The following is a 22,717-nucleotide window of genomic DNA, read 5'->3' on the forward strand; positions in this document are numbered from 1 at the left end:
AAATAAAAACTAAAAACGAAAAAATGGCAGCAATTGGAAAAATCAGAAGCTGGGGACCTGCCTTGGTCGGTATTTTGGCCTTGGGTCTCGTAGGCTTCATTGCACAAGATGGTTTTAGCACTTGTAGAGGTCGCGCTCAGATGGACAGCAGCATCGCTGGTTCTATCGATGGCGATAAGATCGACATTCAGGAGTATCAGACCCTCGTCGGAGAGTATCAGGAACTGTTGAAGTTCTTGGGTCAGGGTAATTTTGACGAAGAGCAGCTTAACAGCTTGCGTGACGAGGTTTGGAATACCTGCGTGCTGAACAAGATGGTTGAGAAAGAAGCAAAGGAACTGGGCCTCACCGTTACCGATGACGAGGTTGTGAAGGTGCTCCAGGAAGGTACACACCCTGCTATTATGCAGAATCCTCTGCTTTCAAGACTTGTTGATCCTCAGACTCGTACGCTGGACATTAACAAGGTGAATATGTATCGTGAGAATATGAAGGCTCAGGCTCAGACCAACGCTCAGGCAGCTGAGGAGTATGAGGCTTTCACTCATAGCTGGGCTCTTGCAGAGAAGATGCTGGCTCAGAACCTGCTGACCAACAAGTATCAGATGCTGCTCGCTGGTTGCGTTCTGTCAAACCCTGTTTCTGCTAAGGCAGCTTTCGACAATCAGAACATTGAGAGTCAGGCTCTCGTTGCTTCAATGTCTTACAGCCAGATCAACGATAACGACGTTGAGGTGTCTGAGGCTGATCTGAAGGCTAAGTACGAGGAACTGAAGGAAGGTTTCAAGAACTATCAGGATTCTCGTGACATCAAGTTTGTAAGCGTTCAGGTTGCTGCTTCTCAGAAAGACCGTGATGAACTGATGAAGGTGATGAACAAGGCTTATGCTGAACTCAAGGGTGACAGCCTTGCTGTGACAGAGGTTATCCGTACTTCTCAGAGTAATGTTTCTTATCTGGGTCTCCCCGTTTCACGTGCTGCCCTGCCCACAGATTTGGCTGATAGCATCACGAAGATGAGCGTAGGTCAGGTAACAGCTCCTTTCGAGAGCCGTGATAACACCTTCAATGTAGTGAAGTTCCTGGGTAAGACCAGCGTAGCCGACTCTATCGAGTACCGTTTCATCTCCTTGGTGGGTATGAATGGTGCTGCAGTTTCTGCTGATAGCATTGTGAAAGCTGTCAACGCTGGTGCTCCTTTCGATTCAATTGCAAAGAACTATGGTCAGCGTGCTGAGAAGACATGGATGCGTTCTACGGATTATGAGCAGGCTTCTACACTGAGCGCTGATGATAAGCAGTATTTCACAACACTTCTGAATGCACCTGTTAACGAGGTGAAGAATCTCACCTTTGCTCAGGGTAACGTTGTGTTGCAGGTTACTCAGCGTCGTGGTTCTGTAGAAAAGTATGACGTAGCTATCGTTAAGCGTACTATCGATTTCTCTAACGAGACTTATAACGAGGCTTACAACAAGTTCAGTCAGTTTGTGAGCGAGAGTCAGGATTTGGCAGGTCTTCAGGAGAAGGCTGCTGAGTATGGCTATACCGTTCTGGATCGTACCATCAGAAATACTGACCACACCATTGCCAACATCCGTTCTACTCACGATGCTTTGAAGTGGGTGTTCAGTGAGGCAGAGGAGAACCAGATTTCACAGGTATATGACCGTTGTGGCGATAACGACCGCCTGTTGGTTGTAGGTTTGAGCAAGGTTAATCCTAAGGGCTACGAGTCAATGGCTTCTGTTGAGGAGACTCTGAAGCAGGAGGTTCTCATCGACAAGAAATATGCTAAGTTGGCCGAGAAGCTGGCTAATGTGAAGACTATCGCTGAGGCTAAGGCTCAGGGTGCTCGTGTTGACACCGTTTCTCACATCACTTTCGCTTCTCCCGCTTATGTTCCTGGTGCAATGTCACCTGAGGTTGCCCTGAGTGGTGCTGTGGCAGGTGTAGAGAAGGGTGCAGTATCTAAGGCTCCTGTTAAGGGTCGTTCTGGCGCATACTTCTTCCAGGTTCTTGATCGTGCTACTCGTCCTGGTGTGCAGTTCAACGCTGCTCAACAGCAGCAGATGCTGAGCCAGCAGGGCATGCAGCAGACTGTTCGCATGGCTATGCAGGAGCTCTACAACAACCTTGACATCAAGGATAATCGTTACATCTTCTTCTAAAGAGAAAGGACGTATAAAATACAAAGGGGAATGTGTTTATGACGACACATTCCTCTTTTTTTTGTCCCAATTTTACGGCTATTTACAACCTTGTTTACTGGTTGTTTACTACTTGTTTATTCTTTTTCTGCCATTTCTTTTGCAGAAATAAGTTTAATTACTACTTTTGCAGCATCAACAATAAAAACCTGAAAGTATCTATGTCAAAAGGAAAATCAATTTGCAGCGTACTGAAGACCATCCGCAAGCAGGTGGCTGATGCTAATGGCATCAAGTATGAACCACGCGTGTGTCATTATCAGGGTGAGTGTCTTGGTACATGTCCTGCTTGCGAGGCTGAGGTCAGATATCTGGAGCAACAGCTGGACATACGACGGCAGTTGGGTAAGGCTGTTGCTATCATTGGCATATCGGCAGGACTTGCGGCATTGACGGGCTGTAATAATAAGGTAAAGCCGGAGAATAAAATAGATGAGGGACAGGATTCGCTCAGCCATTGCAAATCTGTTATTGATACGATGGAGCATGTTGATGGCGACGTGGCATATCGCTCGCCTGTTGATTCTGTCATTATAAAGAAAGACCCTGCAACAATCAAGAAGCGTACTGCGCCGTTTGAAGCCCCAGCATCCCAAACCACGACGGAAATGAAGGATTCAGCCATAGTGGAAGAGGAACATGTGCTGAGAGTAGGGGAAGTAGTCGTTGACGAATGTCCCCCACAGCCAGATCTAAACAAAGTGTTTGGCATTGTAGAGCAGATGCCAATGTTCCGTGGAGGTGATGCCGCATTAATGGCTTTTCTTGATGAGAATATACGTTATCCGTCAGAATGTATGTTGAAAGGCATCGAGGGACGGGTAGTAGTTACTTTTATTGTGGAGAGAGACGGCACCATCACTAATGCGAAGGTTATTAAAAGCGTTCATCCGTTGCTGGATAAAGAAGCATTGAGGGTGGTGGAGTCAATGCCTAAATGGTTTCCAGGCAAGGAGAATGGGATTTCGAGAAGAGTAGGTTTTACCCTTCCAGTAAGATTTCGCCTGAATGAATAGCATCCCTCTTATCGGTCTTTGTCGTCACCGACTGGTTACCGATGGACAGGGCGTGACAACGCTCGTGGCTTTTCACGACTGTCCGCTCCGCTGCAAATATTGTCTGAATATGCAATGCTTGCAGGCTGACGGCATTTGGAAAAAGATGAGTGTGCAGGAGATCCTAGATGAGGTGATGGTTGATAATCTGTATTTCCAGGCTACTGGCGGCGGCATCACTTTTGGCGGTGGTGAACCGTTGCTCAGAAGTCGTGAGATAGTTGCGTTCTGTCAACTGTGTCCTGCGGAATGGCATATCTATATAGAGACATCCCTGAATGTACCCCTGCAGGCTGTTGAAGCCGTGGCTCCCTTTATTGACCATTATTATATTGATGTGAAGGACATGAATCCCGATATCTATCGGCGATATACCTCAAGGGATAACCGGCTTGTACAGGAGAATCTGTCGTGGTTGGCTAGTCACGACTATTGTCAGAAAGTAACCATCCGATTGCCCCATATTCCTGATTACAACACCGAGGAGGATAGACAAAAGAGTATGGAAGTGCTGCAGACAATGGGCTTCTGCGATTTTGACTGTTTTGATTATTTGTACGTCACCTCCTGATATCCCACCAGTCGCCAGGCTCGTGCCCCTGTGGCTTTATAATACACGAATGCCTGGTAGGTGTTCTCTGTCTGGAAGAAACTGCCTTCCTCTGGTAGCGTATGTGTGGTGCCGTCATAATCCGTCAGGAGCAGTTGGTAGTTGTAGTAGCCTAGTTTCTGCATCACGGTGAGGTCATATGTCTTGCTTTCCTCGTTGTAAGTCATAACGTAGTTGTCCGAGGCGTCTGTGGTCCATCTGCCGTTTACAATGATGTTTGCATCTGTGTATGGACGATAGGGCTGAAGAACGTAGTGTACATAGACATAGTCTGATGTTCGTTCTGCGTCATAGTTGTCGCTGTTGCGCAGCAGGAAAGCACCATTGGTGTCCTCATCATAGAGGTAGCTCCTTCTGGGTTCGCAGGGCATGGGCATTGCATGCCAGGTCTTCGTCGTTTCGTCCCATCTGACGCCTGCCAGTCCCATGGTGGTGTGACGCGGATCCAGTATCTCGAACTTATGGTATTCATTACCCGCATCGAATATCAGATGCTTGTTGTGTTCCCATTGCAGACTCTGGTTGGTGATATAATTTGGCGTGACGTTCACCTTCATGTTGTCCTCCCGTCCGTTTTGCATCACAAACGTCTGTATCTCCTCGTTGGGTCTTGTCACCCTGAGTCCGTTGAGTTTCACCGTCATCCCTACCTGCTGGTATCGGCCGTTCAGGTCCAGGTCTGTGTTTGTGGTGATGCCCAATCCTACCAGCATGATGGGTTCTGCAACGCGCAATTCCACCACAAGGACTTCCTCTTCGCTGTCATCATCAATGATGTGCAGCCTGTAGTTACCACTCATGCGCAGGTTGGTGTGCTCGTTGGGAAACTGCAGCTCGTAGTGGGTGTAGAGGACTGTGGTGTTGATAGAGTTATCATACTGCTCTATAGGCTGGTCGTTAAGCCCTTCCAGCCAGTCGCTCTCAAAGAGTCCCTCTGCAGGTGTCCAGTCGGGATTGCAGGGTTCCACGCGGTAAATAAAGCGGTGGTAGTTGTGCGACAGTTCATCAAAGCTGATGCTCAGCACGTCTCGCCCATGTAGTTGCAATACAGGGAGCGCCTCAAAGTCATCGTTCTTGATGACCTGCAGACTCTTGATATTTGGTGCCTTTATGCTATGCCATGCGCTCAGCGACAACGGTGCCAGCATGAGCAAGGCCAGTATTATTTTCTTCTTCATGCGGCAAAGATACCTAAAAAACTGTGAAATTGGACGCCAGAATCGAATTATTTTCTTAAATGAAGTTAATTCAGGGTAGGGTGTCCTGCGTTTTGGGACGACCTCCGCTTTAATTTGCAACCAGAAATTAATATGTATAACTCAAAAAACAATTAAGATTATGGATGCATTATTTTGGATTTACATCATTTCAGTAGTAGCAGTAGCCCTGATGGGTGATTTTAAAGAGATGGCAGAGGATAAGCCTGCACCCTCGCAAGAGAAGTGCGACGTGCCCTCTCTTGACCAGAGACGTGAGCGTGCCCGTATAGAAAGCAGAATGGTGGAAGGAGATCTGTTTAAATCATAAAGAAAAACAAGTTTTCCTTTTGCATTTCTCTCGACTTTTTCGTAACTTTGCGCCAAAATTTAAATAATTTGTAATTATGGGATTTTGGAAATCGTTTTTCGGAGGGGAGGAGAGTAACCCTGAAGAAGAGAAAAAGAATGCCGAGGCTAAAAACTTTGACGTGTTTAAATATGATGGCGTGAAAGCCATGCGCATGGGACAGTTTGATTATGCGGAGAAATGTTTTCGTGAGGCGCTGAAAATCCAGGAAGACTTGGAAGTGCATGATTATCTCTCTCAGACACTGATTCGCCTGAATCGTCTGGATGAGGCCCTGGAGGAGTTGAACATCATCATCAAGGCCGAACCGGATAATATTGCTATCATGTTGCATGCAGCCCATGTGGCTTATATGCAGGAGGATTATGAACAGATGAAAAATTTCTGTGAACAGGCACTGGGTGTGGATGCTGAAAACGGCATGGCTAACTATATGGTGGCGCAGGCCGCTTTGGGTCAGGGTGATCTGATTAACGGTATTGCCCGTTTGACCAAAGCTATCGTATTGAATGAACAACTGGGCGATGCCCGTCTGCTTCGTGCCAAGACACTTCTGAAACTGGGCGACGTGAATGGTGCGGAAGAGGATGTCAACTGGTTGATGGCGCATACCGAAGATGAAGAGGAGGTGCTGCTGATGGCTGCACGCGTGGCTCATGTCAAGGGACAGAATGATGATGCCCTTAATATTTATAATAAGGTGATAGACCTGAATCCCTTCCAGATGGATGCCTACAGGGAGCGCGGCCAGATACGCTACGAGCAGGGCGACAAGAAAGGTGCGGAGGAAGATATGCAGAAACTGCTGGAGATGAACCCCAACGAACTGGCCGATGTGAGTGGTGATTACTCGGCCGAAGGCGTGGAACAGGCTATGAAACGCGTCTATTCTGCCATTAATCCATTTGGATTGTAAAAAAAACAAGAAAAAGTTTGGTGATTTGAAAGAATTGTTATACTTTTGCACTCGAAAATAACAAATAGTAACAAAAATGATAAAATTTAATGCATACTTCTATTTTTATTATTACTTTACAAGCAATTGTGAAGCGGGTAGTCGTATGTAAAAATGATGAGTTGTAACATTGAAAAAATTAAATAAGGCCCCGCTTCACGAAGAGTGACAGTGGGGTTTCTTTTTAGCGTATGAAGAGAATAGCAATACAAGGAGAGATCGGGTCGTTCCACGACATCGCCGCCCATCAGTATTTCGAGGGAGAACAGTTGCAGTTGATTTGCTGCAACACCTTTGAACAGGTGTATGAGAGTATGCGTCAGGACCCCACGGTGATAGGTATGGCCGCCATCGAGAATACGATAGCAGGAAGTCTGTTGCACAACTACGAACTGCTGCGCGACAGTGGTACAACGGTGGTAGGTGAGCATAAGTTGCACATCACCCACTGCATCTGTTGTCTGCCAGAGGACGACTGGGACACCATCTCTGAGGTACACTCCCATCCTGTGGCCCTGATGCAGACGCGTCACTACCTGGAGCATCATCCCAATCTGCGTATTGTGGAAGGTGACGATACGGCAGGTTCGGCCAAGATGATAGCCGAGGGTCACCATAAGGGATGGGCTGCTATCTGTCATGCCGAGGCTGCAAAGCTCTATGGACTGAAGGTACTGGAGAACGGTATCGAGGACAACAAGCACAACTATACACGTTTCCTGGTGTGTTCGGCACCTCAGAAGGCCGACATGCTGCGTCCGCTCGTGGAGTCAAACAAGGCTAGCATCGTCTTCTCCCTGCCTCACGAAGAGGGTTCGCTCTCAGCAGTACTTGCTATCCTGTCGTTCTATAAGATTAACCTGACAAAGATTCAGTCATTGCCCATCATCGGCAAGGAGTGGGAGTACCTGTTCTATGTGGATGTGACCTATAACGACCTGACCCGTTACCGTCAGGCGGTGGATGCCATTATCCCCCTGACACGTGATTTGAAAATCCTGGGAGAGTATAGGGCGATTTGAGATTTGAGGTTTAAGATTTTGATTTGATAATTATGATACAACCAGCAGACAGATTAAGTTTAGTACAGGAGTACTACTTCAGCAGGAAACTGAAGGAGGTGGCACAACTCAATGCCGAAGGTAAGGATATTATCTCACTGGCCATCGGCAGTCCGGATATGCCTCCTTCAAAGCAGACCATCGACAAACTGTGTGAGGTGGCCAACCAGCCCAATGCACACGGCTATCAGCCTACACAGGGTACACCTGAGTTGCGCGAGGCTATGGCACAGTTCTATAAGCGCTGGTATAACGTAGATATCGACGCCAAGACCGAGGTGCTGCCCCTGATAGGTTCCAAAGAGGGTATCCTGCACGTGACGCTGGCCTTCGTGAATCCTGGCGATGAGGTACTGGTGCCTAATCCTGGCTATCCCACATACACCTCGCTCTCAAAGATTCTGGGCGCAAGGATTGTGAACTACAACCTGCGTGAGGATAATGGCTGGCAGCCTGACTTCGATGAGCTGGAGAAGATGGATCTCTCGAAGGTTAAGCTGATGTGGACCAACTATCCCAATATGCCAACGGGTGGTCGTGCCCAGATGAAGACCTATGAGCGCCTGGTGAAATTTGCCAGGGACCACGACATTGTAGTGGTCAACGACAATCCCTACAGCTTCATCCTGAGCGAGGAGCACCTGAGCATCCTGCAGGTACCAGGCGCTAAGGACTGCTGTATTGAGTTCAACTCGATGTCGAAGAGCCATAATATGCCAGGCTGGCGTGTGGGCCTCTGTGCCTCAAATCCACAGTTCATCCAGTGGATACTGAAGGTACAGTCCAATATTGAGAGTGGTACATTCCGTGGCATCCAACTGGCAGCTGCCGAGGCCTATAAGAATGATGAGGCTTGGCATCGCGAATATAACATCGAGACCTATGCCCGTCGTCGCCAGTGGGCCGAGAAGATTATGGATGTGCTGGGCTGTACGTACGACAAGAATCAGGTGGGCATGTTCCTCTGGGGCAAGATACCTGCTGAAATTCAGAACGTGGAAGACCTGACGGAGCGTGTGCTCCATGAGGCTCGCGTCTTCATCACCCCAGGCTTTATCTTTGGTTCAAATGGTGAGCGTTATATCCGTATCTCGCTGTGTGCCAAGGAGGAAAAGATACAAGAAGCATTAGAAAGAATCAAAAAAGCATTATAAGATATGGAACTGGAACTAGAAAAACTGAACCTTCCGAGTGACAATGAACGTCCCTTTGTGATTGCAGGCCCTTGTTCTGCAGAGACCGAGGAACAAGTGATGACCACTGCCAAGCAGTTGGCAATGAAAGGATGCCACAACTTCCGTGCTGGTGTGTGGAAGCCTCGTACGAAGCCAGGCGGCTTTGAGGGTCACGGCGAACCAGCCCTGCAATGGCTGAAGCAGGTGAAAGAGGAAACGAAGATGTTGGTTTCTACCGAGGTGGCAACCCCCGAGCACGTAGAACTGGCCCTGAAGTATGGCATTGATATCCTGTGGATAGGTGCCCGCACATCGGCCAACCCCTTTGCTATGCAGGCCCTAGCCGACTCGCTGAAGGGTGTTGACATCCCTGTGTTTGTGAAGAACCCAGTGAACCCCGACCTGGAACTGTGGATTGGTGCGTTGGAGCGCCTCAATCAGGCTGGCGTGAAGCGTCTGGGTGCCATTCACCGTGGTTTCTCTTCCTACGACAAGAAAATCTATCGTAACATGCCTATGTGGCAGATTCCTATCGAGTTGCATCGTCGTATTCCTGAGTTGCCAATCATCAGCGACCCCAGTCATATCGGTGGACGTCGTGAACTGATTGCTCCGCTGTGCCAGCAGGCTATGGACCTGGGCTTCGACGGCCTGATTGTGGAGAGCCACTGTGACCCGGACAAGGCATGGAGCGATGCCGCCCAGCAGGTGACGCCCGATGTGCTCGACTATATCCTCTCGCTGCTCGTTATCCGCGACGAGCACGCCACCACAGAAGGCATCCAGCAGTTGCGCAAGCAGATTGACGAACTGGACAACCAGTTGATGGACCTCCTGGCTAAGCGTATGCGTGTGTGCCGTGAGATTGGTCAGTATAAGAAAGAGCATAATATGACCGTGCTGCAGACCTCGCGCTACAACGAGATTCTGGCCAAGCGAGGCGCGCAGGGTTCGCTTCTGGGCATGGGTTCCGAGTTTGTGGCAAAAGTCTTCGAGGGCATCCACGAAGAGAGTGTAAGACAACAGATTGAAATTATCAACAAATAAGAAATGCGAATATTAGTGATGGGAGCAGGCAAGATGGGAAGTTTCTTCATCGACCTGCTGAGTTTTGACCACGAGGTGGCTGTGTTCGAGCGCGATGCCAAGCGCATGCGTTTCACCTACAACTGCCAGCGGTTTACTACTTACGAAGAGATTCAGGCCTTCAAGCCCGAGCTGCTGATTAATGCCGTGACGCTGAAATACACCATCCCCGTGTTCCAGGAGGTGATACCCTATCTGCCCAAGGAGTGCATCATCAGCGACATAGCCTCCGTGAAGACCGACCTGAAGGACTTCTACGAGCAGACGGGCATGCGCTACGTGTCCACGCACCCCATGTTTGGACCCACGTTTGCCAACCTGCAGCAACTGTCAGAGGAGAACGCCATCATCATCCAGGAGGGCGACTGCATGGGGCGCTGCTTCTTCAAGGACCTCTACCAGAAGCTGGGGCTCAACATCTACGAGTACACCTTCGAGGAGCACGATAAGACGGTGGCCTACTCGCTGAGTATCCCCTTCGTCTCCACCTTTGTCTTTGCGGCCGTGATGAAACATCAGGATGCGCCCGGCACCACCTTCAAGCGCCACATGCGCATTGCCAAGGGCGTGCTCAATGAGGACGACTACCTGTTGCAGGAAATCCTGTTCAACCCCTACACCCACGATCAGGTGTCGCAAATCCGTACAGAATTAAAGGAGCTGCTCGAGATTATCGACACAAAAGATGCTGCCGCCATGAAGCGCTATCTCACCAAGATTCGCGACAATGTGCGCCGCGACATTGAAATAAAGCGATAGAAAAACGAGAAAATCTGGTTATTCGCAATGGATAATCAGATTTTTTTTGGCGTTAATTGCAATTTATTTTGTACCTTTGCAGCCGAATTCGAATTTAAACAATTGTTTTAGGAATGAATATTTCTTATAAATGGCTGAAAGAATACGTTGATTTCGACCTTTCGCCGCAGCAGGTATGTGATGCGCTGACCTCTACGGGACTTGAAGTTGACGCTCTGGAAGAAGTGCAGTCCATTCGTGGTGGGCTGAAAGGACTCTACGTGGGCAAGGTGCTCACTTGCGAAGTGCATCCCAACTCTGATCACCTGCACGTGACCACAGTTGACCTGGGCAAGGGCGAACCCTCACAGATTGTGTGTGGTGCACCCAATGTGGCTGCTGGTCAGAAAGTTATCGTGGCCGACCTGGGTTGCGTGCTCTACGACGGCGACCAGGAATTTGTTATCAAGAAATCCAAACTGCGTGGCGTCGAGTCTAACGGTATGATCTGTGCCGAGGACGAGATAGGCGTGGGCACCAGTCATGATGGTATCATCGTGCTGCCCGACGACGCCGTGGTAGGTACGCCCGCTGCCGAGTATTACAATCTGGAGAGCGACTGGCTCATCGAGGTGGACATCACTGCCAACCGTGCCGATGCCCTGTCTCATTGGGGCGTGGCGCGCGACCTCTACGCCTGGCTCAAGCAAAACGGCTACGAGACAAGTCTGCACCGCCCCTCCGACGACGCTTTCGCTGTCGACAATCACGACCTCCCCATCGAGGTGGAGATTCAGAACACAGAGGCCTGCAAGCGCTATGCCTGCGTGAGCGTCAGTGGTTGCCAGGTGAAGGAGTCGCCCGACTGGCTGAAGAACAAGCTGACCACCATCGGTTTGCGTCCTATCAATAATATCGTGGACATCACCAACTATGTGATGATGGCCTACGGCCAACCCCTGCACACCTTTGATGCCGATATGGTGAAGGGTCGCAAGATTGTGGTGAAGACGATGCCCGAGGGCACACCCTTCGTGACCCTCGACGGCGAGGAGCACAAGCTCTCTGAGCGCGACCTGGCTATCTGCAATGCAGAGGAGCCCATGTGTATAGCCGGCGTATTCGGTGGCAAGGGTAGCGGCACCTACGAGACCACGACAAACGTGGTGCTCGAGAGCGCCTACTTCCATCCCACGTGGATTCGCAAGTCGGCCCGCCGTCACGGCTTGAGCACCGACGCCTCGTTCCGCTTTGAGCGTGGCATCGACCCCAATGGCGTGATCTACGCCCTGAAGCAGGCCGCCCTGCTCTGCAAGGAGTTGGCTGGCGGAAAGGTGTCTATGGAGATTTGCGACGTCTATCCAGAGAAGATGGAGAATGCCGTCGTCGATTTGCAGTACAGCTACGTGCACAACCTCGTGGGCAAGGATATCCCCGTAGAAACCATCAAGAATATCTGTCAGACGCTGGAGATGAAGGTGCTCCAGGAGACGGCCGAGGGCTTGAAACTGGAGATTCCCGCCTATCGCGTGGACGTCACTCGCCCCTGCGACGTGGTAGAGGATATCCTGCGTATCTATGGCTATAATAATGTGGAGATACCCACACAGCTGAAGTCGAGCCTCGTCATCAAGGGCGAGGAAGACCGCAAGCACAAGTTGCAGAACCTGGTGTCTGAGCAGCTGGTGGGTGCTGGCTTCAACGAGATACTGAACAACTCGCTCACCAAGACTGCCTACTATGGTGAGAGCGACACCGTGGTGAAGATTATGAACCCCCTGTCGAGCGACCTTGGCGTGATGCGTCAGACGCTGCTCTACGGCGGTCTTGAGAGCGTGGAGCACAATGTGAAGCGCAAGCAGGCCAACCTGCGTTTCTTCGAGTTTGGCAACTGCTATTTCTTCGACCCCGAGAAGCTGAACGAGGAGAATCCTATTCAGGCCTACAAGGAAGAGAACTTCATGGGCATCTGGGTCACCGGTAAGCGTGTAGAGGGCTCTTGGGCTCATCCCAACGAGGACTCTACCTACTACGAACTGGCCGCTTATGTGCAGAATATCCTGAGTCGCATAGGCATGAAGCAGGGCCTGATGGTGCAGAAGAAGAGCGAGAATCCTGATTTCTCTGCCGGCATCGTCATCGAGAACCGCGGCGGCAAGAAACTCATCGAGATGGGTATCCTGTCAAAGAAGCTGCTGAAGCAGTTCGACCTGCAGCAACCCGTCTATTTCGCCGAACTCAACTGGACGCAACTGATGAAGGCCACGAAGAAGAACGAGGTGACCTTCACCGAGATTTCCAAGCATCCTGCCGTGAGTCGCGACCTGGCTCTGCTTGTTGACAATGCCGTGGAGTTTGCCCAGATAGAGCAGATTGCCCGTCAGACGGAGAAGAAACTGCTGAAGAAGGTAGAGCTCTTCGACGTCTATGAGGGTAAGAACCTGCCTGAGGGCAAGAAGTCGTATGCAGTGAACTTCATCCTGCAGGACACAGAGAAGACCATGAACGACAAGCAGATTGATGCCATCATGCAGAAGCTGATTGCCAACCTGAAGAAGCAGCTAAATGCTGAACTTCGTTAATTTAGAATTAAGAATTTAGAATTAAGAATTAAATACAATGGGAAGAGCATTTGAATATCGTAAAGCTACAAAGCTGAAGAGATGGGGCCACATGGCCAAGACATTTACAAAAATCGGCAAGCAGATTGCCATCGCCGTGAAGGCTGGTGGTCCTGAGCCCGAGAACAACCCTGCGCTGCGTGCTATCATTGCCAACGCCAAGCGCGAGAACATGCCAAAGGACAACATTGAGCGTGCTATCAAGAACGCTATGGGTAAGGACCAGAGCGACTATAAGGAGGTGAACTACGAGGGATACGGTCCTCACGGCATCGCTATCTTCGTGGAGACGCTGACCGACAACACCACCCGCACCGTGGGCGACGTGCGCTCCGTGTTCAACAAGTTTAATGGCAACCTGGGCACACAGGGCTCACTGTCGTTCCTCTTCGACCACAAGGCAGTGTTCACCTTCAAGAAGAAGGACGGACTGGATATGGACGAGATGATTCTCGACCTGATTGACTACGGCGTGGAGGACGAGTACGACGAGGACGAGGAGGAGAACAGCATCACTATCTATGCCGACCCTTCAAGCTTCAGCGCAGTGCAGAAGCATCTGGAGGAGAACGGTTTCGAGGTGACCGGTGCCGAGTTCACTCGTATTCCTAACGACCTGAAGGACGTGACGGCCGAGCAGCGCGAGACCATCGACAAGATGGTGGAGAAGCTCGAGGACTTCGACGACGTGCAGACCGTCTATACCAACATGAAGCCCGAGGAGGCGTAAGGCCTTGCCGCGTTTCGTATAAAAAAAAGCGAGAATCTTTAGGTTTCTCGCTTTTTCTTTTGCTTGTATCGCTTTTTTTTCGTACCTTTGGCGCCAAACTAAAATACTCAAAACAAAATACTAACTATGCTTAGAAAACTAATTTCTGCTATGCTCGTTGCTGTGGCTGTGTGTGCCGCGGCCAAGAATCCTTACAAACAGTACACAGCCAACCTGCCCTTTGCCCTGCCGGAATTCAAGGCTCCCAAGATACCCGGGCGACGGGTGGTGCTGACCGATTTCGGTGCCGACCCCACAGGCACCAAGCTCTGCACCGACGCCTTTGCAAAGGCCATCAAGACACTGAGCCTGCAGGGTGGCGGACACCTCATCGTGCCCCGCGGCGTGTGGCTCACCGGACCTATCGTGCTCCGGTCAAACATTGATTTCCACCTGGAGAAAGGGGCCGTGGTGCTCTTCGCCCCCGACGAGTCGCTCTATCCCCTCGTCAGCACCTCGTTCGAGGGGCTCGACACCCGCCGCTGCCAGTCGCCCCTCAGTGCCAGCGGTGCCGAGAATATCAGCATCACGGGAGATGGCGTCATCGACGGCAACGGACAGTACTGGCGCCCCGTGAAGCGGGCCAAGGTCACCGACAGCCACTGGAAGCGCCTGCTGGCCGTCCCCGGCAGCGTGGCCATAAGAAAAGACTACTGGGTGCCTTCAGAGGGCTATGCCAAGGGCGAAAAGGGCGCCAACATGAATGTGCCCGACGTTCAGACAGAGGCCGACTGGCAGGCCGTGAAGCGCTTTCTGCGCCCCGTGATGGTAAGTTTGGTGGATTGCAGAAACGTGCTGCTGCAGGGCGTCATCTTCCAAAACTCGCCCGCATGGAACATCCACCCCCTGATGTGCGAGAATATCATCATCGACCGTATATTGGCTCGAAATCCTGCCTATGCGCAGAATGGCGACGCGCTCGACTTAGAGTCGTGCAAGAACGCCCTCATCGTCAACTCGCGCTTCGATGCCGGCGACGATGGTATCTGCATCAAGAGCGGCAAGGATGCCGACGGCCGCCGACGCGGTATGCCCTGCCAGAATGTGGTGGTCGACGGCTGCACCGTCTTTGCCGGTCACGGCGGCTTTGTGGTGGGCTCAGAGATGAGTGGTGGCGTCAGGAATATCTCCGTGCGCAACTGCCAGTTTGTGGGCACCGATGTGGGCCTGCGCTTCAAGTCCACCCGCGGTCGCGGCGGCATCGTGGAGAATATCTTCATCGACGGCATCTCTATGACCAATATCGCCACCTATGCCGTGACATTTAATATGTATTATGGTGGAAAGTCGGTTGCCGAGGTGTTGGCTGAAGGCGGAACCAGTTCGGAGGTTACGACGATGCCTGTAACAGAGGAGACACCCATTTTCCGTCACATCGATATCCGTAATGTGAATTGCTATCATGCAGGTTATGCCATGGAGTTCAACGGGTTGCCTGAGATGCCTATCGATGGTATCAACCTCGAGAATATTTCTATCTCGGCCCGTCATGATGCAACTTTCCAGTACAGCAAGAATATCACGAAAAAGAATGTAAATATTAGTCTTTACAAATAATCATAATGACAAGAACTGGATTGGGGACTTTATTGGCAGTAGTTGCCTTCGGAATGACTACTGCTATGGCACAACGTCATGTGCAGACTCTGAATGATGGCTGGCGTTTTCTGGCTGGCGATGTAGATAATGGTGAAAAGACTGGACTGAATGATAGCGGTTGGCGTGAGGTTATCGTTCCTCATGATTTCCAGATAGAACAGCCGTGGGTGGCTCCTGCAGCTGGCGAGAAGGCTGATAATGACGACCCTGCGGCCAATATCAAGAGTCGACTGAGCAGTCGTGGCTTCAAGGAGATGGGGCAGGGATGGTACAGGTTGCACCTGGTGCCGGCCGACTCGCTCAGGGGGCGCCGACTGCTGCTGGATTTCGGTGGCATCATGTATGTGGGCGATGTCTATGTGAACGGCAAAAAGGTGGGAGGTACGGACTATGGCTACGTGGGGTTCCAGATAGATGTGACTCAGGAACTGAAGGTGGGACAGGACAACGTGGTGGCTGTGTGTGCCGACACGCGCGAGCCTGGCAACTCTCGCTGGTACACGGGTGGCGGACTGTTTCGCGACGTGAAACTGGTGAGCACCAACCGCGACTTGTATTTTGAGCGTCACCCGCTGCGCATCACCACGCGCGACAACCGCTTTGTGACCATCGCTGCCGAGGTGGCTTCGCGCGGGCGCGACAAGAAAATGCCGGTAGCGCTGCGCATCCTCGACCCGCAGGGACAGACGGTCTATGAGGGGAGGACAGAGATGCGTCGCTCTACGCCTACACGCATCGTGGAACAGCAGTTGGCCGAGGTGGAGATACCCAATGCGCAACTGTGGGACACGGACCATCCTAACCTCTACACCGTCGTGGCTACGCTCTACAACGAGAAGGGGGTGGCGGTGGATTGTGTGAAGGAGCGCTTCGGCATTCGCACCGTCGAGGTAACGCCCAACGAGGGCTTGCTGCTCAACGGCAAAAAGGTGCTGCTGAAGGGGTATGCCAACCACCACTCGCTGGGCGCACTGGGCGCGGCTGCCTATCCCAGGGCCATCGAGAAACGCATACAACTGATGAAGCAGTTTGGCATCAATCATATCCGCACGAGTCATAATCCCTACAGCAGGGAGTTCATCGAACTGTGCGACGAGAATGGTATCCTGGTGGTCGACGAGCTCTACGACAAGTGGACGCGTCAGCATACGGGCGGACGGGTGCCGTTTGAGGCGCTGTGGCAAACGGATGTGCCGGAGTGGATCAAACGCGACAGAAACTCGCCCAGCGTGGTGATGTGGAGCCTGGGCAACGAACTGCAACAGGATGCTAACCAGCCGTTTAACGATTTTGGCGTGACGATGTTTAAACTGATGCGCACACTGATTCAGCGCTACGACTCCACACGACTGGTCACGGTGGCCATGCATCCGCGCTACCGCAACTGGCAGACGGACTCGCTGCCGTGCGACCTGGCTATGGTGACGGATGTGCAGGCTTACAACTACAGATATATGTACTTCCCGGGCGACGGGCGTCGATTCCCCTGGATGAGGTTCTACCAGAGTGAGGCGTCGGTGGCTGCTATGGGACAGAACTTTTTCGAGATGGACTTGCAGCGGGTCATGGGATTGGCTTACTGGGGGGCTATAGACTACCTGGGCGAGAGTCAGGGATGGCCTGCAAAGGGCTGGAGTCAGGGAGTGTTCGACCTGGAACTGAACGCGAAGCCGAAGGCGTACTACATGAAGAGTTTCTTCAAGGCTGATGAGCCGGTGGTGCACATTGGGGTGATCGAGAAGAAGGGCGACATGATGTGGAATGGTGTGCAGACGGGCAACGACGGCATGACTGACCACTGGAACCGCAGGCAGGGACAGGTGCTGTCGCTGGTCACGTATACGAATGCTGAGGAGGTGGAACTGGTGCTCAACGGCCGGTCGCTGGGCAAGAAACTGAACGACGTGAAGGATGCGAAGATGCGCAACCAGATTCGCTGGAACAACGTGAAATACGAGCAGGGCAAACTGGTGGCTATCGCGCGCAACAACGGGCGCGAGGTGGCGCGTCATCAGATAGAGACAACGTCGGAGGCGGTGCGTCTGAAAGCAGAGACTGACAACGCTGCGTGGAGGGCCGACGGCACGGACTTGCAGCATGTGCAGGTGGTGGCTGTGGACAGGAAAGGCAGAAGGGTGCAGACGGCTGCTGGCGAGGTGACTTTCGCTGTTGAGGGACCTGCTGATATCGTGGGTGTGGTGAATGGCGACATCAACTCTAACGAGATGCTCGTGGGCTGCAGGCGCAGTCTTTATAACGGCACGTGCACGGTGATTCTGCGCTCAAAGGCTGGCGCAAAGGGGCAGGTGGTACTCACCGCTAGTGCCCCTGGAATGAAACCTGTAAAGACAAAACTGCACACGCTATAACGTCCGCGCCCCTTTCCTGAACGACGAGGAGAGGGGGCGTGGCGTGTTTTTTTTATTCGTGATGATAAGGCTCACCCTTGATGATGGTGCAAGCGCGATAGAGCTGCTCTGTAAACACCAGGCGCACCATCTGATGTGAGAACGTGAGGCGTGAGAGTGATAACTGCTCATTAGCACGCTGATAGACAGCAGGAGAGAATCCATACGGTCCGCCAATGACGAATACGAGTCGGCGGGCCGTATTGCGTTTCTGCTCAAGCCATGAAGCCAGTTCAACGCTGCGTGGTTCGCGTCCGCGTTCATCCAGAAGCACCACAGTGTCTTGTGGCTGGATCTGTTTAAGGATAAGCTCACCTTCGGCCGTCTTTTGTTGCTCTTCCGTGAGATTCTTGGTGTTTTTCAGTTCAGGAATCGTTATGATGTTGAAGGGCATATAATGGCTGATACGTTCGGCATAGTCGTTGATGCCTGCAATGAAATGTTTGTTGACGGTTTTGCCAACTAAGATTAGTTCTGTTTTCATATCTGCTTGTATTCAGCTGCAAAGATAGTGATTTTTCTGTAAATATCAGATACGGACGTATATAAAAAAACAAAAGCGACGGGCTTCACAGCCAATCGCCTTATCTTCAATAGGTATTAGTTCTTTTAAGGTAAAAAGATTGTTTTCAGGATAACGTTGGCAAAGGTATGGAAAATTATTGAACTGCGCAAGTTTTTCTTAAACTTTTTTTATGAAAAAATGTTGTGTGGGTGCACAATTCGCTTATTTAACATTTGTTAGTCCTTAAAATGCCTATATTCGTCTATTTTATCCGAATTTTTATCGACAACTTGTTTTTGGCTTTTTATACTAAGCGCCAATACTATCCTGTATTTCTTCGATATTTTGCTCCTGCTCGGCGTCAAGACTGTCTTCTTCAAGACTGTCGAGTGGTTCGTAGGTGCTGATACCCTGATACATGCTGTCCAAGATGCTGGCATCTCGAGGGGCACCAAATTTTCCATGATAGTGCTTAAATCGCTTGTCGCTAAGAACCGACTCGAAGAATTGCCCACAGATGGGGAGTGCTGTGCGGCTGCCTTGTCCCAGTTCACCAGTACGGAAGTGGATGGCGCGATATTCGCCGCCTACCCATGCGCCACACACCAGATTGGGACTGATGCCTACGAACCAGGCATCAGAGTGGTTGTTGGATGTTCCTGTCTTACCACCAAAGTCGGTATCACTGAAATTCCTGACATATCGCCACATGTTCATGCTGGTGCCGCCTGGTTCACGCATGCCAGCCATCAGCATCTGTTGCATAAAGAATGCAGACCTATAGCTTACAGCCTCGGTTTGCTCGGTGGATGCCTCGTATACGACATTGCCGTCGCGGTCGAGGATACGTGTCACGAGTACAGGCTCGTGTGCCATTCCGTCATTGACGATTGTAGAGTAGGCGTTGACCAGTTCCAAGAGGTTCACATCGCTGGCACCCAAGGCGAGTGAGGGCGTCTCGTGAAGCGGACTCTTGATACCCATCTTGTGTGCCGTCTTTGCAATGCGGTCTATACCCATCTCTTGTCCTATCTTAACAGCGATTGAGTTGACGCTTTGGGCAAAGGCTGACTTCAAGGTCATGTTATAGCCTGTGAAGAATCCGTTTGCATTGGTAGGTGCCCATAGCACTTCCTTCTTCTGTTCGTTGTCCCATACGTTCATACTGAAATATGAGTCCTCACGGCGGTCGTTGGGTGTCAGTCCCTGATTCATGGCTTCTGTATAGACAAAGAGCTTGAAAGTAGAACCGGGCTGGCGCATCGCTGTCACCTTGTCGTATTTCCATGTACCAAAGTCAAGGTCGCCTACCCAGGCTTTCACATATCCTGTCTTTGGTTCGATGGCCGTAAAGCCACAGTGCATGAAATGCTCCATATAGCGGATGGAATCGAGCGTGCTCATCTCTGTTTCGTAGGGACCGTCATAGCTGAACAGTTTCACGGGGTGTGGCTGGTTCAGATAGAAGTCGATAGAATCCTGATTATGGTCGAAACGCTTGTCGAGATATTTATAGCAGGGCAGACGCTTGGCGATGTTCTCAATGAAATTAGGTATCTCGCGATGATACTCGTCTTGCCAGGGATTGACTCTGCCCCAGTGGTTGTTAAAGCGCTGTTGCAACTGTTTCATGTTTTCCCATGCTGCCTGTTCGGCATAGCGCTGCATGGCGGTATCGATGGTGGTGTAGATCTTCAGTCCATCTGTGTAGAGGTCGTAGCCATTCTCTCTGCACCAGTCGTTCAGGTATTCCTTCACGGCTTCGCGGAAGTAGAGTGCTTTTCCATCATAGGCATTCTCAACGCTGTAGTCCAGTTCAATGGGTTTTATGGTCAGTGAGTCATATTGCGCTTGTGTAAGATGGTCTCTCTGCAGCATATTTCCCAGCACCACATTACGTCGGTTCATACTGTTCTCTGGATGCAGACGGGGGTTATAGTAGGTGGTAGCCTTGAGCATCCCCACCAGCACTGCAGCCTGCTCGGGAGTGAGCTTCTGGGGGGTTGTGTTGAAATAAGTCTTGCAGGCCGTCTTGATGCCGAAGGCATTAGAGCCGAAGTCAACGGTGTTGGCATACATTGTCAGAATCTCCTCCTTACTGAAGTTGGCTTCCAGCTTTACGGCAGTGATCCACTCTTTGGTCTTCATGATGAGCATTTTGACACCAGGGATGCTGCCCAGGAGACCGGTAGAATATTCTGTACGCACGCGGAAAAGGTTCTTTGCCAACTGTTGGGTAATGGTTGATGCACCACGTGCATCATGATGGATGACGTAGTCCTTTAGTGCGGCACCAAAAGCTTGGAAATCGATGCCGAAATGGTGATAGAAACGCTCGTCTTCGGTGTCAATCAGGGCGGTCCAGAAAATGGGGTTCACATCGTCATACGTCACAGGTGTGCGGTTTTCACTGAAGTATTTGCCAATCATCACACTGTCGGCACTATAGATCTCTGAAGCCTGAGCCGGACGTGTGTTGATAATGGTGCCCATGCTGGGCGATTTACCAAACAATCCCAAGAAGTTGATGTCAACAGCTCCCAGATATAGTATGAAGGCGACAATGACAGAGGCCGTTGCCGATAAGAGTTTGATATACCAAGGACGTCCCTTGAATATACCCATATACCATTTGAATGCTTTCTTACAGTAGAGCCATGTGGCTGCAGTGATTTTCCTGATATAATTCATTGTTTAATGATATGATTGAGAATCAGTTGTTTATCATCGGGTGAAAACCAGGTGACAAGAGGGTCTTTCTTGTACCAAGTCAATTGTTTGCGGGCATAGCGGCGGGTGTTGCCCTTGATGCGTTCTATGGCTTCGTCGAGTGACCATGTGCCATCCAGATAGGTGAACAGTTCTTTGTAGCCAACCGTATTCAGTGCATTGAGATGGCGCAGGGCATAGACACTTCGTGCCTCGTCAAGAAATCCCTGTTCCATCATGATGTCCACGCGTCTGTTGATACGTTCGTAGATTATCTCGCGCTTGCGTGTGAGACCAATCTTGATAATGTTGAAGGGACGCTCCTTGTGCGCGTTGGTGCGGAAGGAGGTATAGGTGCGCCCGGTCATCAGACATATCTCCAGGGCATGAACCACGCGGCGGGGGTTCTTCTTGTCCACTATCTCATAGTGCTCTGGATCCAGGATGCGGAGTTGCTCGCACAGACTATCAAGTCCCTCCTCAGCCAAGCGCCTCTTCAGCGTGTTACGCGTCTCGTCATCTACCGTCGGGATATCATCGATGCCGTTGCACACAGCGTCGATATACATCATGCTGCCACCAGAGAGTAGGGCGTAGTCGGAGGTCTGGAACAATGTGTCGAGCAGATGCATCACCTCTTGCTCGTAGATAGAGGCGCTGTAATAGTCTGTGAGCGCCTGTGTTCCCACAAAATAATGCCGCACCTGCCGAAGTTGTTCTTCAGTAGGTGCGGCTGTACCGATTTTTATTTCACGATAAATCTGCCTAGAGTCGGCATTGATGATAGGAATGCCAAAATATTTGGCAATGTCCAGACATAAATCCGTTTTTCCAACGGCAGTAGGTCCGGTAATGACTATCAGCGTCTTTTTCAACGAATGACTCCGCGCTTTGAGTTCTCAAAGAACGAGCAGATATATTCAACCTCTTTACTATCGGGATATTTTAAACGTGCCTCTGCAACACCATCCTTGATAATGCCCTTGGCATAGATGGTGCGATAGGTATCGTGAATCATCTCGATGGTCTCATTAGAGAAACCGCGACGACGCAAGCCAATCAGATTGACGCCAGCGAAACGGATGGGTTCCTTTCCAGCGATGATATAGGGAGGAATATCCTGACTGGTGCGACTGCCACCCTGAATCATCACATAGCTGCCTACGCGGATAAACTGGTGGAATAGCACCTCGGCAGAGATGATGGCGAAGTCGTCAACTTCCACTTCTCCGGCAAACTTGGTTGAGTTGCCGATGATACAACCATTGCCGATGATACAGTCGTGGGCAATATGCATATTCTCCATCAGCAGGTTTCCTGAGCCGACAACGGTCTTGCCACGACTGGCAGTACCACGGCTGATGGTAACGTTCTCACGAATAGAGTTGTTGTCGCCAAGCTCACAGGTTGTCTCCTCACCTTTGAACTTCAGGTCCTGAGGCTTTGTTGAGATAGAGGCACCAGGGAAAAACTCGTTGCCGCTACCTATACGGGCACCTGTATGGATGGTCACATTATTTAGCAGGTGGTTGTTATCACCCATCACCACATTCTTGTCGATAACGCAGAATGGACCGATGATATTATTGTCACCCAGTTTAGCTTCAGGGTCAACTACTGCTAGGGGATGTATTTGATTCATATTGTCTT

General features: G+C 50.8%; 18 protein-coding genes. 13 read left to right on the top strand and 5 right to left on the bottom strand.

The genetic code is table 11. The features are described 5' to 3' along the window. Positions 1–23: 23 nt before the first annotated feature. The 3 genes from L6466_RS05065 to L6466_RS05075 all read left to right on the top strand — a co-directional run bounded on the left by L6466_RS05065 (position 24) and on the right by L6466_RS05075 (position 3,836). Positions 24–2,171 carry a peptidylprolyl isomerase gene (locus L6466_RS05065; protein ID WP_237801861.1) on the top strand — a complete coding sequence of 716 codons (2,148 nt, stop codon included), beginning with the start codon at positions 24–26 and terminating at the stop codon, positions 2,169–2,171. Positions 2,172–2,371: 200 nt separating this feature from the next. Then, a complete protein-coding gene (locus L6466_RS05070; protein WP_237801860.1) occupies positions 2,372–3,226 on the top strand; it encodes an energy transducer TonB in 855 nt (284 codons plus the stop codon). Beyond that, positions 3,219–3,836, top strand: a complete 618-nt coding sequence (locus L6466_RS05075; protein ID WP_237793121.1) for a radical SAM protein — start codon at positions 3,219–3,221, stop codon at positions 3,834–3,836. The genes L6466_RS05070 and L6466_RS05075 overlap by 8 nt, the downstream gene beginning before the upstream one ends. Here the strand turns inward: L6466_RS05075 and L6466_RS05080 are convergent. Continuing rightward, the gene (locus L6466_RS05080) at positions 3,815–5,053 is read right to left on the bottom strand and encodes a type IX secretion system plug protein (protein WP_237793120.1); all 1,239 of its coding nucleotides are present in this window, start codon (positions 5,051–5,053) and stop codon (positions 3,815–3,817) included. The genes L6466_RS05075 and L6466_RS05080 overlap by 22 nt on opposite strands. A 160-nt stretch (positions 5,054–5,213) precedes the next feature. Here L6466_RS05080 and L6466_RS05085 point away from each other — a divergent pair, with 160 nt between their 5' ends. The 10 genes from L6466_RS05085 (at position 5,214) to L6466_RS05130 (ending at position 17,814) form a co-directional block, all read left to right on the top strand. Beyond that, the gene (locus L6466_RS05085; protein ID WP_237793119.1) at positions 5,214–5,402 is read left to right on the top strand and encodes a hypothetical protein; all 189 of its coding nucleotides are present in this window, start codon (positions 5,214–5,216) and stop codon (positions 5,400–5,402) included. A 76-nt stretch (positions 5,403–5,478) separates the two neighbouring features. Further along, positions 5,479–6,357 (top strand): tetratricopeptide repeat protein, encoded by an 879-nt coding sequence (locus L6466_RS05090; protein ID WP_237801859.1) that lies wholly within the window; start codon positions 5,479–5,481, stop codon positions 6,355–6,357. Between the two features lie 230 nt (positions 6,358–6,587). After that, on the top strand, positions 6,588–7,418 hold the full coding sequence (locus L6466_RS05095; protein ID WP_091817292.1) for a prephenate dehydratase: 831 nt from the start codon (positions 6,588–6,590) through the stop codon (positions 7,416–7,418). 32 nt (positions 7,419–7,450) lie between these two features. Further along, the gene (locus L6466_RS05100; RefSeq protein WP_237801858.1) at positions 7,451–8,611 is read left to right on the top strand and encodes a pyridoxal phosphate-dependent aminotransferase; all 1,161 of its coding nucleotides are present in this window, start codon (positions 7,451–7,453) and stop codon (positions 8,609–8,611) included. 3 nt (positions 8,612–8,614) lie between these two features. After that, complete coding sequence (locus tag L6466_RS05105) at positions 8,615–9,679, top strand: bifunctional 3-deoxy-7-phosphoheptulonate synthase/chorismate mutase type II (RefSeq protein ID WP_091853736.1); 1,065 nt, start codon at positions 8,615–8,617, stop codon at positions 9,677–9,679. A 3-nt stretch (positions 9,680–9,682) separates the two neighbouring features. Continuing rightward, positions 9,683–10,477 carry a prephenate dehydrogenase gene (locus L6466_RS05110; protein ID WP_091853734.1) on the top strand — a complete coding sequence of 265 codons (795 nt, stop codon included), beginning with the start codon at positions 9,683–9,685 and terminating at the stop codon, positions 10,475–10,477. Positions 10,478–10,590: 113 nt separating this feature from the next. After that, complete coding sequence (pheT, locus tag L6466_RS05115; RefSeq protein ID WP_237793116.1) at positions 10,591–13,038, top strand: phenylalanine--tRNA ligase subunit beta; 2,448 nt, start codon at positions 10,591–10,593, stop codon at positions 13,036–13,038. A 37-nt stretch (positions 13,039–13,075) separates the two neighbouring features. Then, complete coding sequence (locus L6466_RS05120; RefSeq protein WP_091817307.1) at positions 13,076–13,807, top strand: YebC/PmpR family DNA-binding transcriptional regulator; 732 nt, start codon at positions 13,076–13,078, stop codon at positions 13,805–13,807. Between the two features lie 126 nt (positions 13,808–13,933). Continuing rightward, positions 13,934–15,403 (top strand): glycoside hydrolase family 28 protein, encoded by a 1,470-nt coding sequence (locus tag L6466_RS05125; RefSeq protein ID WP_431356511.1) that lies wholly within the window; start codon positions 13,934–13,936, stop codon positions 15,401–15,403. A gap of 5 nt (positions 15,404–15,408) precedes the next feature. After that, the gene (locus L6466_RS05130; protein ID WP_237801857.1) at positions 15,409–17,814 is read left to right on the top strand and encodes a glycoside hydrolase family 2 TIM barrel-domain containing protein; all 2,406 of its coding nucleotides are present in this window, start codon (positions 15,409–15,411) and stop codon (positions 17,812–17,814) included. Between the two features lie 52 nt (positions 17,815–17,866). Here the strand turns inward: L6466_RS05130 and rlmH are convergent, their stop codons facing one another. From rlmH to lpxA, 4 genes are all read right to left on the bottom strand, one after another. Continuing rightward, complete coding sequence (gene rlmH, locus L6466_RS05135) at positions 17,867–18,337, bottom strand: 23S rRNA (pseudouridine(1915)-N(3))-methyltransferase RlmH (RefSeq protein WP_091817317.1); 471 nt, start codon at positions 18,335–18,337, stop codon at positions 17,867–17,869. Positions 18,338–18,667: 330 nt separating this feature from the next. Beyond that, positions 18,668–21,049, bottom strand: a complete 2,382-nt coding sequence (locus L6466_RS05140) for a transglycosylase domain-containing protein (RefSeq protein WP_237801856.1) — start codon at positions 21,047–21,049, stop codon at positions 18,668–18,670. Further along, entirely contained in the window at positions 21,046–21,942 is an 897-nt protein-coding gene (gene miaA, locus L6466_RS05145) for a tRNA (adenosine(37)-N6)-dimethylallyltransferase MiaA (RefSeq protein WP_237801855.1), read from the bottom strand. The genes L6466_RS05140 and miaA overlap by 4 nt, the downstream gene beginning before the upstream one ends. Continuing rightward, positions 21,939–22,709, bottom strand: a complete 771-nt coding sequence (lpxA, locus tag L6466_RS05150; protein WP_091853723.1) for an acyl-ACP--UDP-N-acetylglucosamine O-acyltransferase — start codon at positions 22,707–22,709, stop codon at positions 21,939–21,941. Before lpxA ends, miaA begins: the two co-directional genes overlap by 4 nt. Positions 22,710–22,717 lie beyond the last annotated feature (8 nt).

It is taken from the genome of Prevotella communis (genome assembly GCF_022024175.1).
Taxonomy (GTDB): domain Bacteria; phylum Bacteroidota; class Bacteroidia; order Bacteroidales; family Bacteroidaceae; genus Prevotella; species Prevotella communis.

Excerpts from the sequence above, each read along its gene's own strand:
- L6466_RS05065 (WP_237801861.1), top strand. The coding sequence starts at position 24 with ATGGCAGCAATTGGAAAAATCAGAAGCTGGGGACCTGCCTTGGTCGGT.
- L6466_RS05070 (WP_237801860.1), top strand. The coding sequence starts at position 2,372 with ATGTCAAAAGGAAAATCAATTTGCAGCGTACTGAAGACCATCCGCAAG.
- L6466_RS05075 (WP_237793121.1), top strand. The coding sequence starts at position 3,219 with ATGAATAGCATCCCTCTTATCGGTCTTTGTCGTCACCGACTGGTTACC.
- L6466_RS05080 (WP_237793120.1), bottom strand. The coding sequence starts at position 5,053 with ATGAAGAAGAAAATAATACTGGCCTTGCTCATGCTGGCACCGTTGTCG.
- L6466_RS05085 (WP_237793119.1), top strand. The coding sequence starts at position 5,214 with ATGGATGCATTATTTTGGATTTACATCATTTCAGTAGTAGCAGTAGCC.
- L6466_RS05090 (WP_237801859.1), top strand. The coding sequence starts at position 5,479 with ATGGGATTTTGGAAATCGTTTTTCGGAGGGGAGGAGAGTAACCCTGAA.
- L6466_RS05095 (WP_091817292.1), top strand. The coding sequence starts at position 6,588 with ATGAAGAGAATAGCAATACAAGGAGAGATCGGGTCGTTCCACGACATC.
- L6466_RS05100 (WP_237801858.1), top strand. The coding sequence starts at position 7,451 with ATGATACAACCAGCAGACAGATTAAGTTTAGTACAGGAGTACTACTTC.
- L6466_RS05105 (WP_091853736.1), top strand. The coding sequence starts at position 8,615 with ATGGAACTGGAACTAGAAAAACTGAACCTTCCGAGTGACAATGAACGT.
- L6466_RS05110 (WP_091853734.1), top strand. The coding sequence starts at position 9,683 with ATGCGAATATTAGTGATGGGAGCAGGCAAGATGGGAAGTTTCTTCATC.
- pheT (WP_237793116.1), top strand. The coding sequence starts at position 10,591 with ATGAATATTTCTTATAAATGGCTGAAAGAATACGTTGATTTCGACCTT.
- L6466_RS05120 (WP_091817307.1), top strand. The coding sequence starts at position 13,076 with ATGGGAAGAGCATTTGAATATCGTAAAGCTACAAAGCTGAAGAGATGG.
- L6466_RS05125 (WP_431356511.1), top strand. The coding sequence starts at position 13,934 with ATGCTTAGAAAACTAATTTCTGCTATGCTCGTTGCTGTGGCTGTGTGT.
- L6466_RS05130 (WP_237801857.1), top strand. The coding sequence starts at position 15,409 with ATGACAAGAACTGGATTGGGGACTTTATTGGCAGTAGTTGCCTTCGGA.
- rlmH (WP_091817317.1), bottom strand. The coding sequence starts at position 18,337 with ATGAAAACAGAACTAATCTTAGTTGGCAAAACCGTCAACAAACATTTC.
- L6466_RS05140 (WP_237801856.1), bottom strand. The coding sequence starts at position 21,049 with ATGAATTATATCAGGAAAATCACTGCAGCCACATGGCTCTACTGTAAG.
- lpxA (WP_091853723.1), bottom strand. The coding sequence starts at position 22,709 with ATGAATCAAATACATCCCCTAGCAGTAGTTGACCCTGAAGCTAAACTG.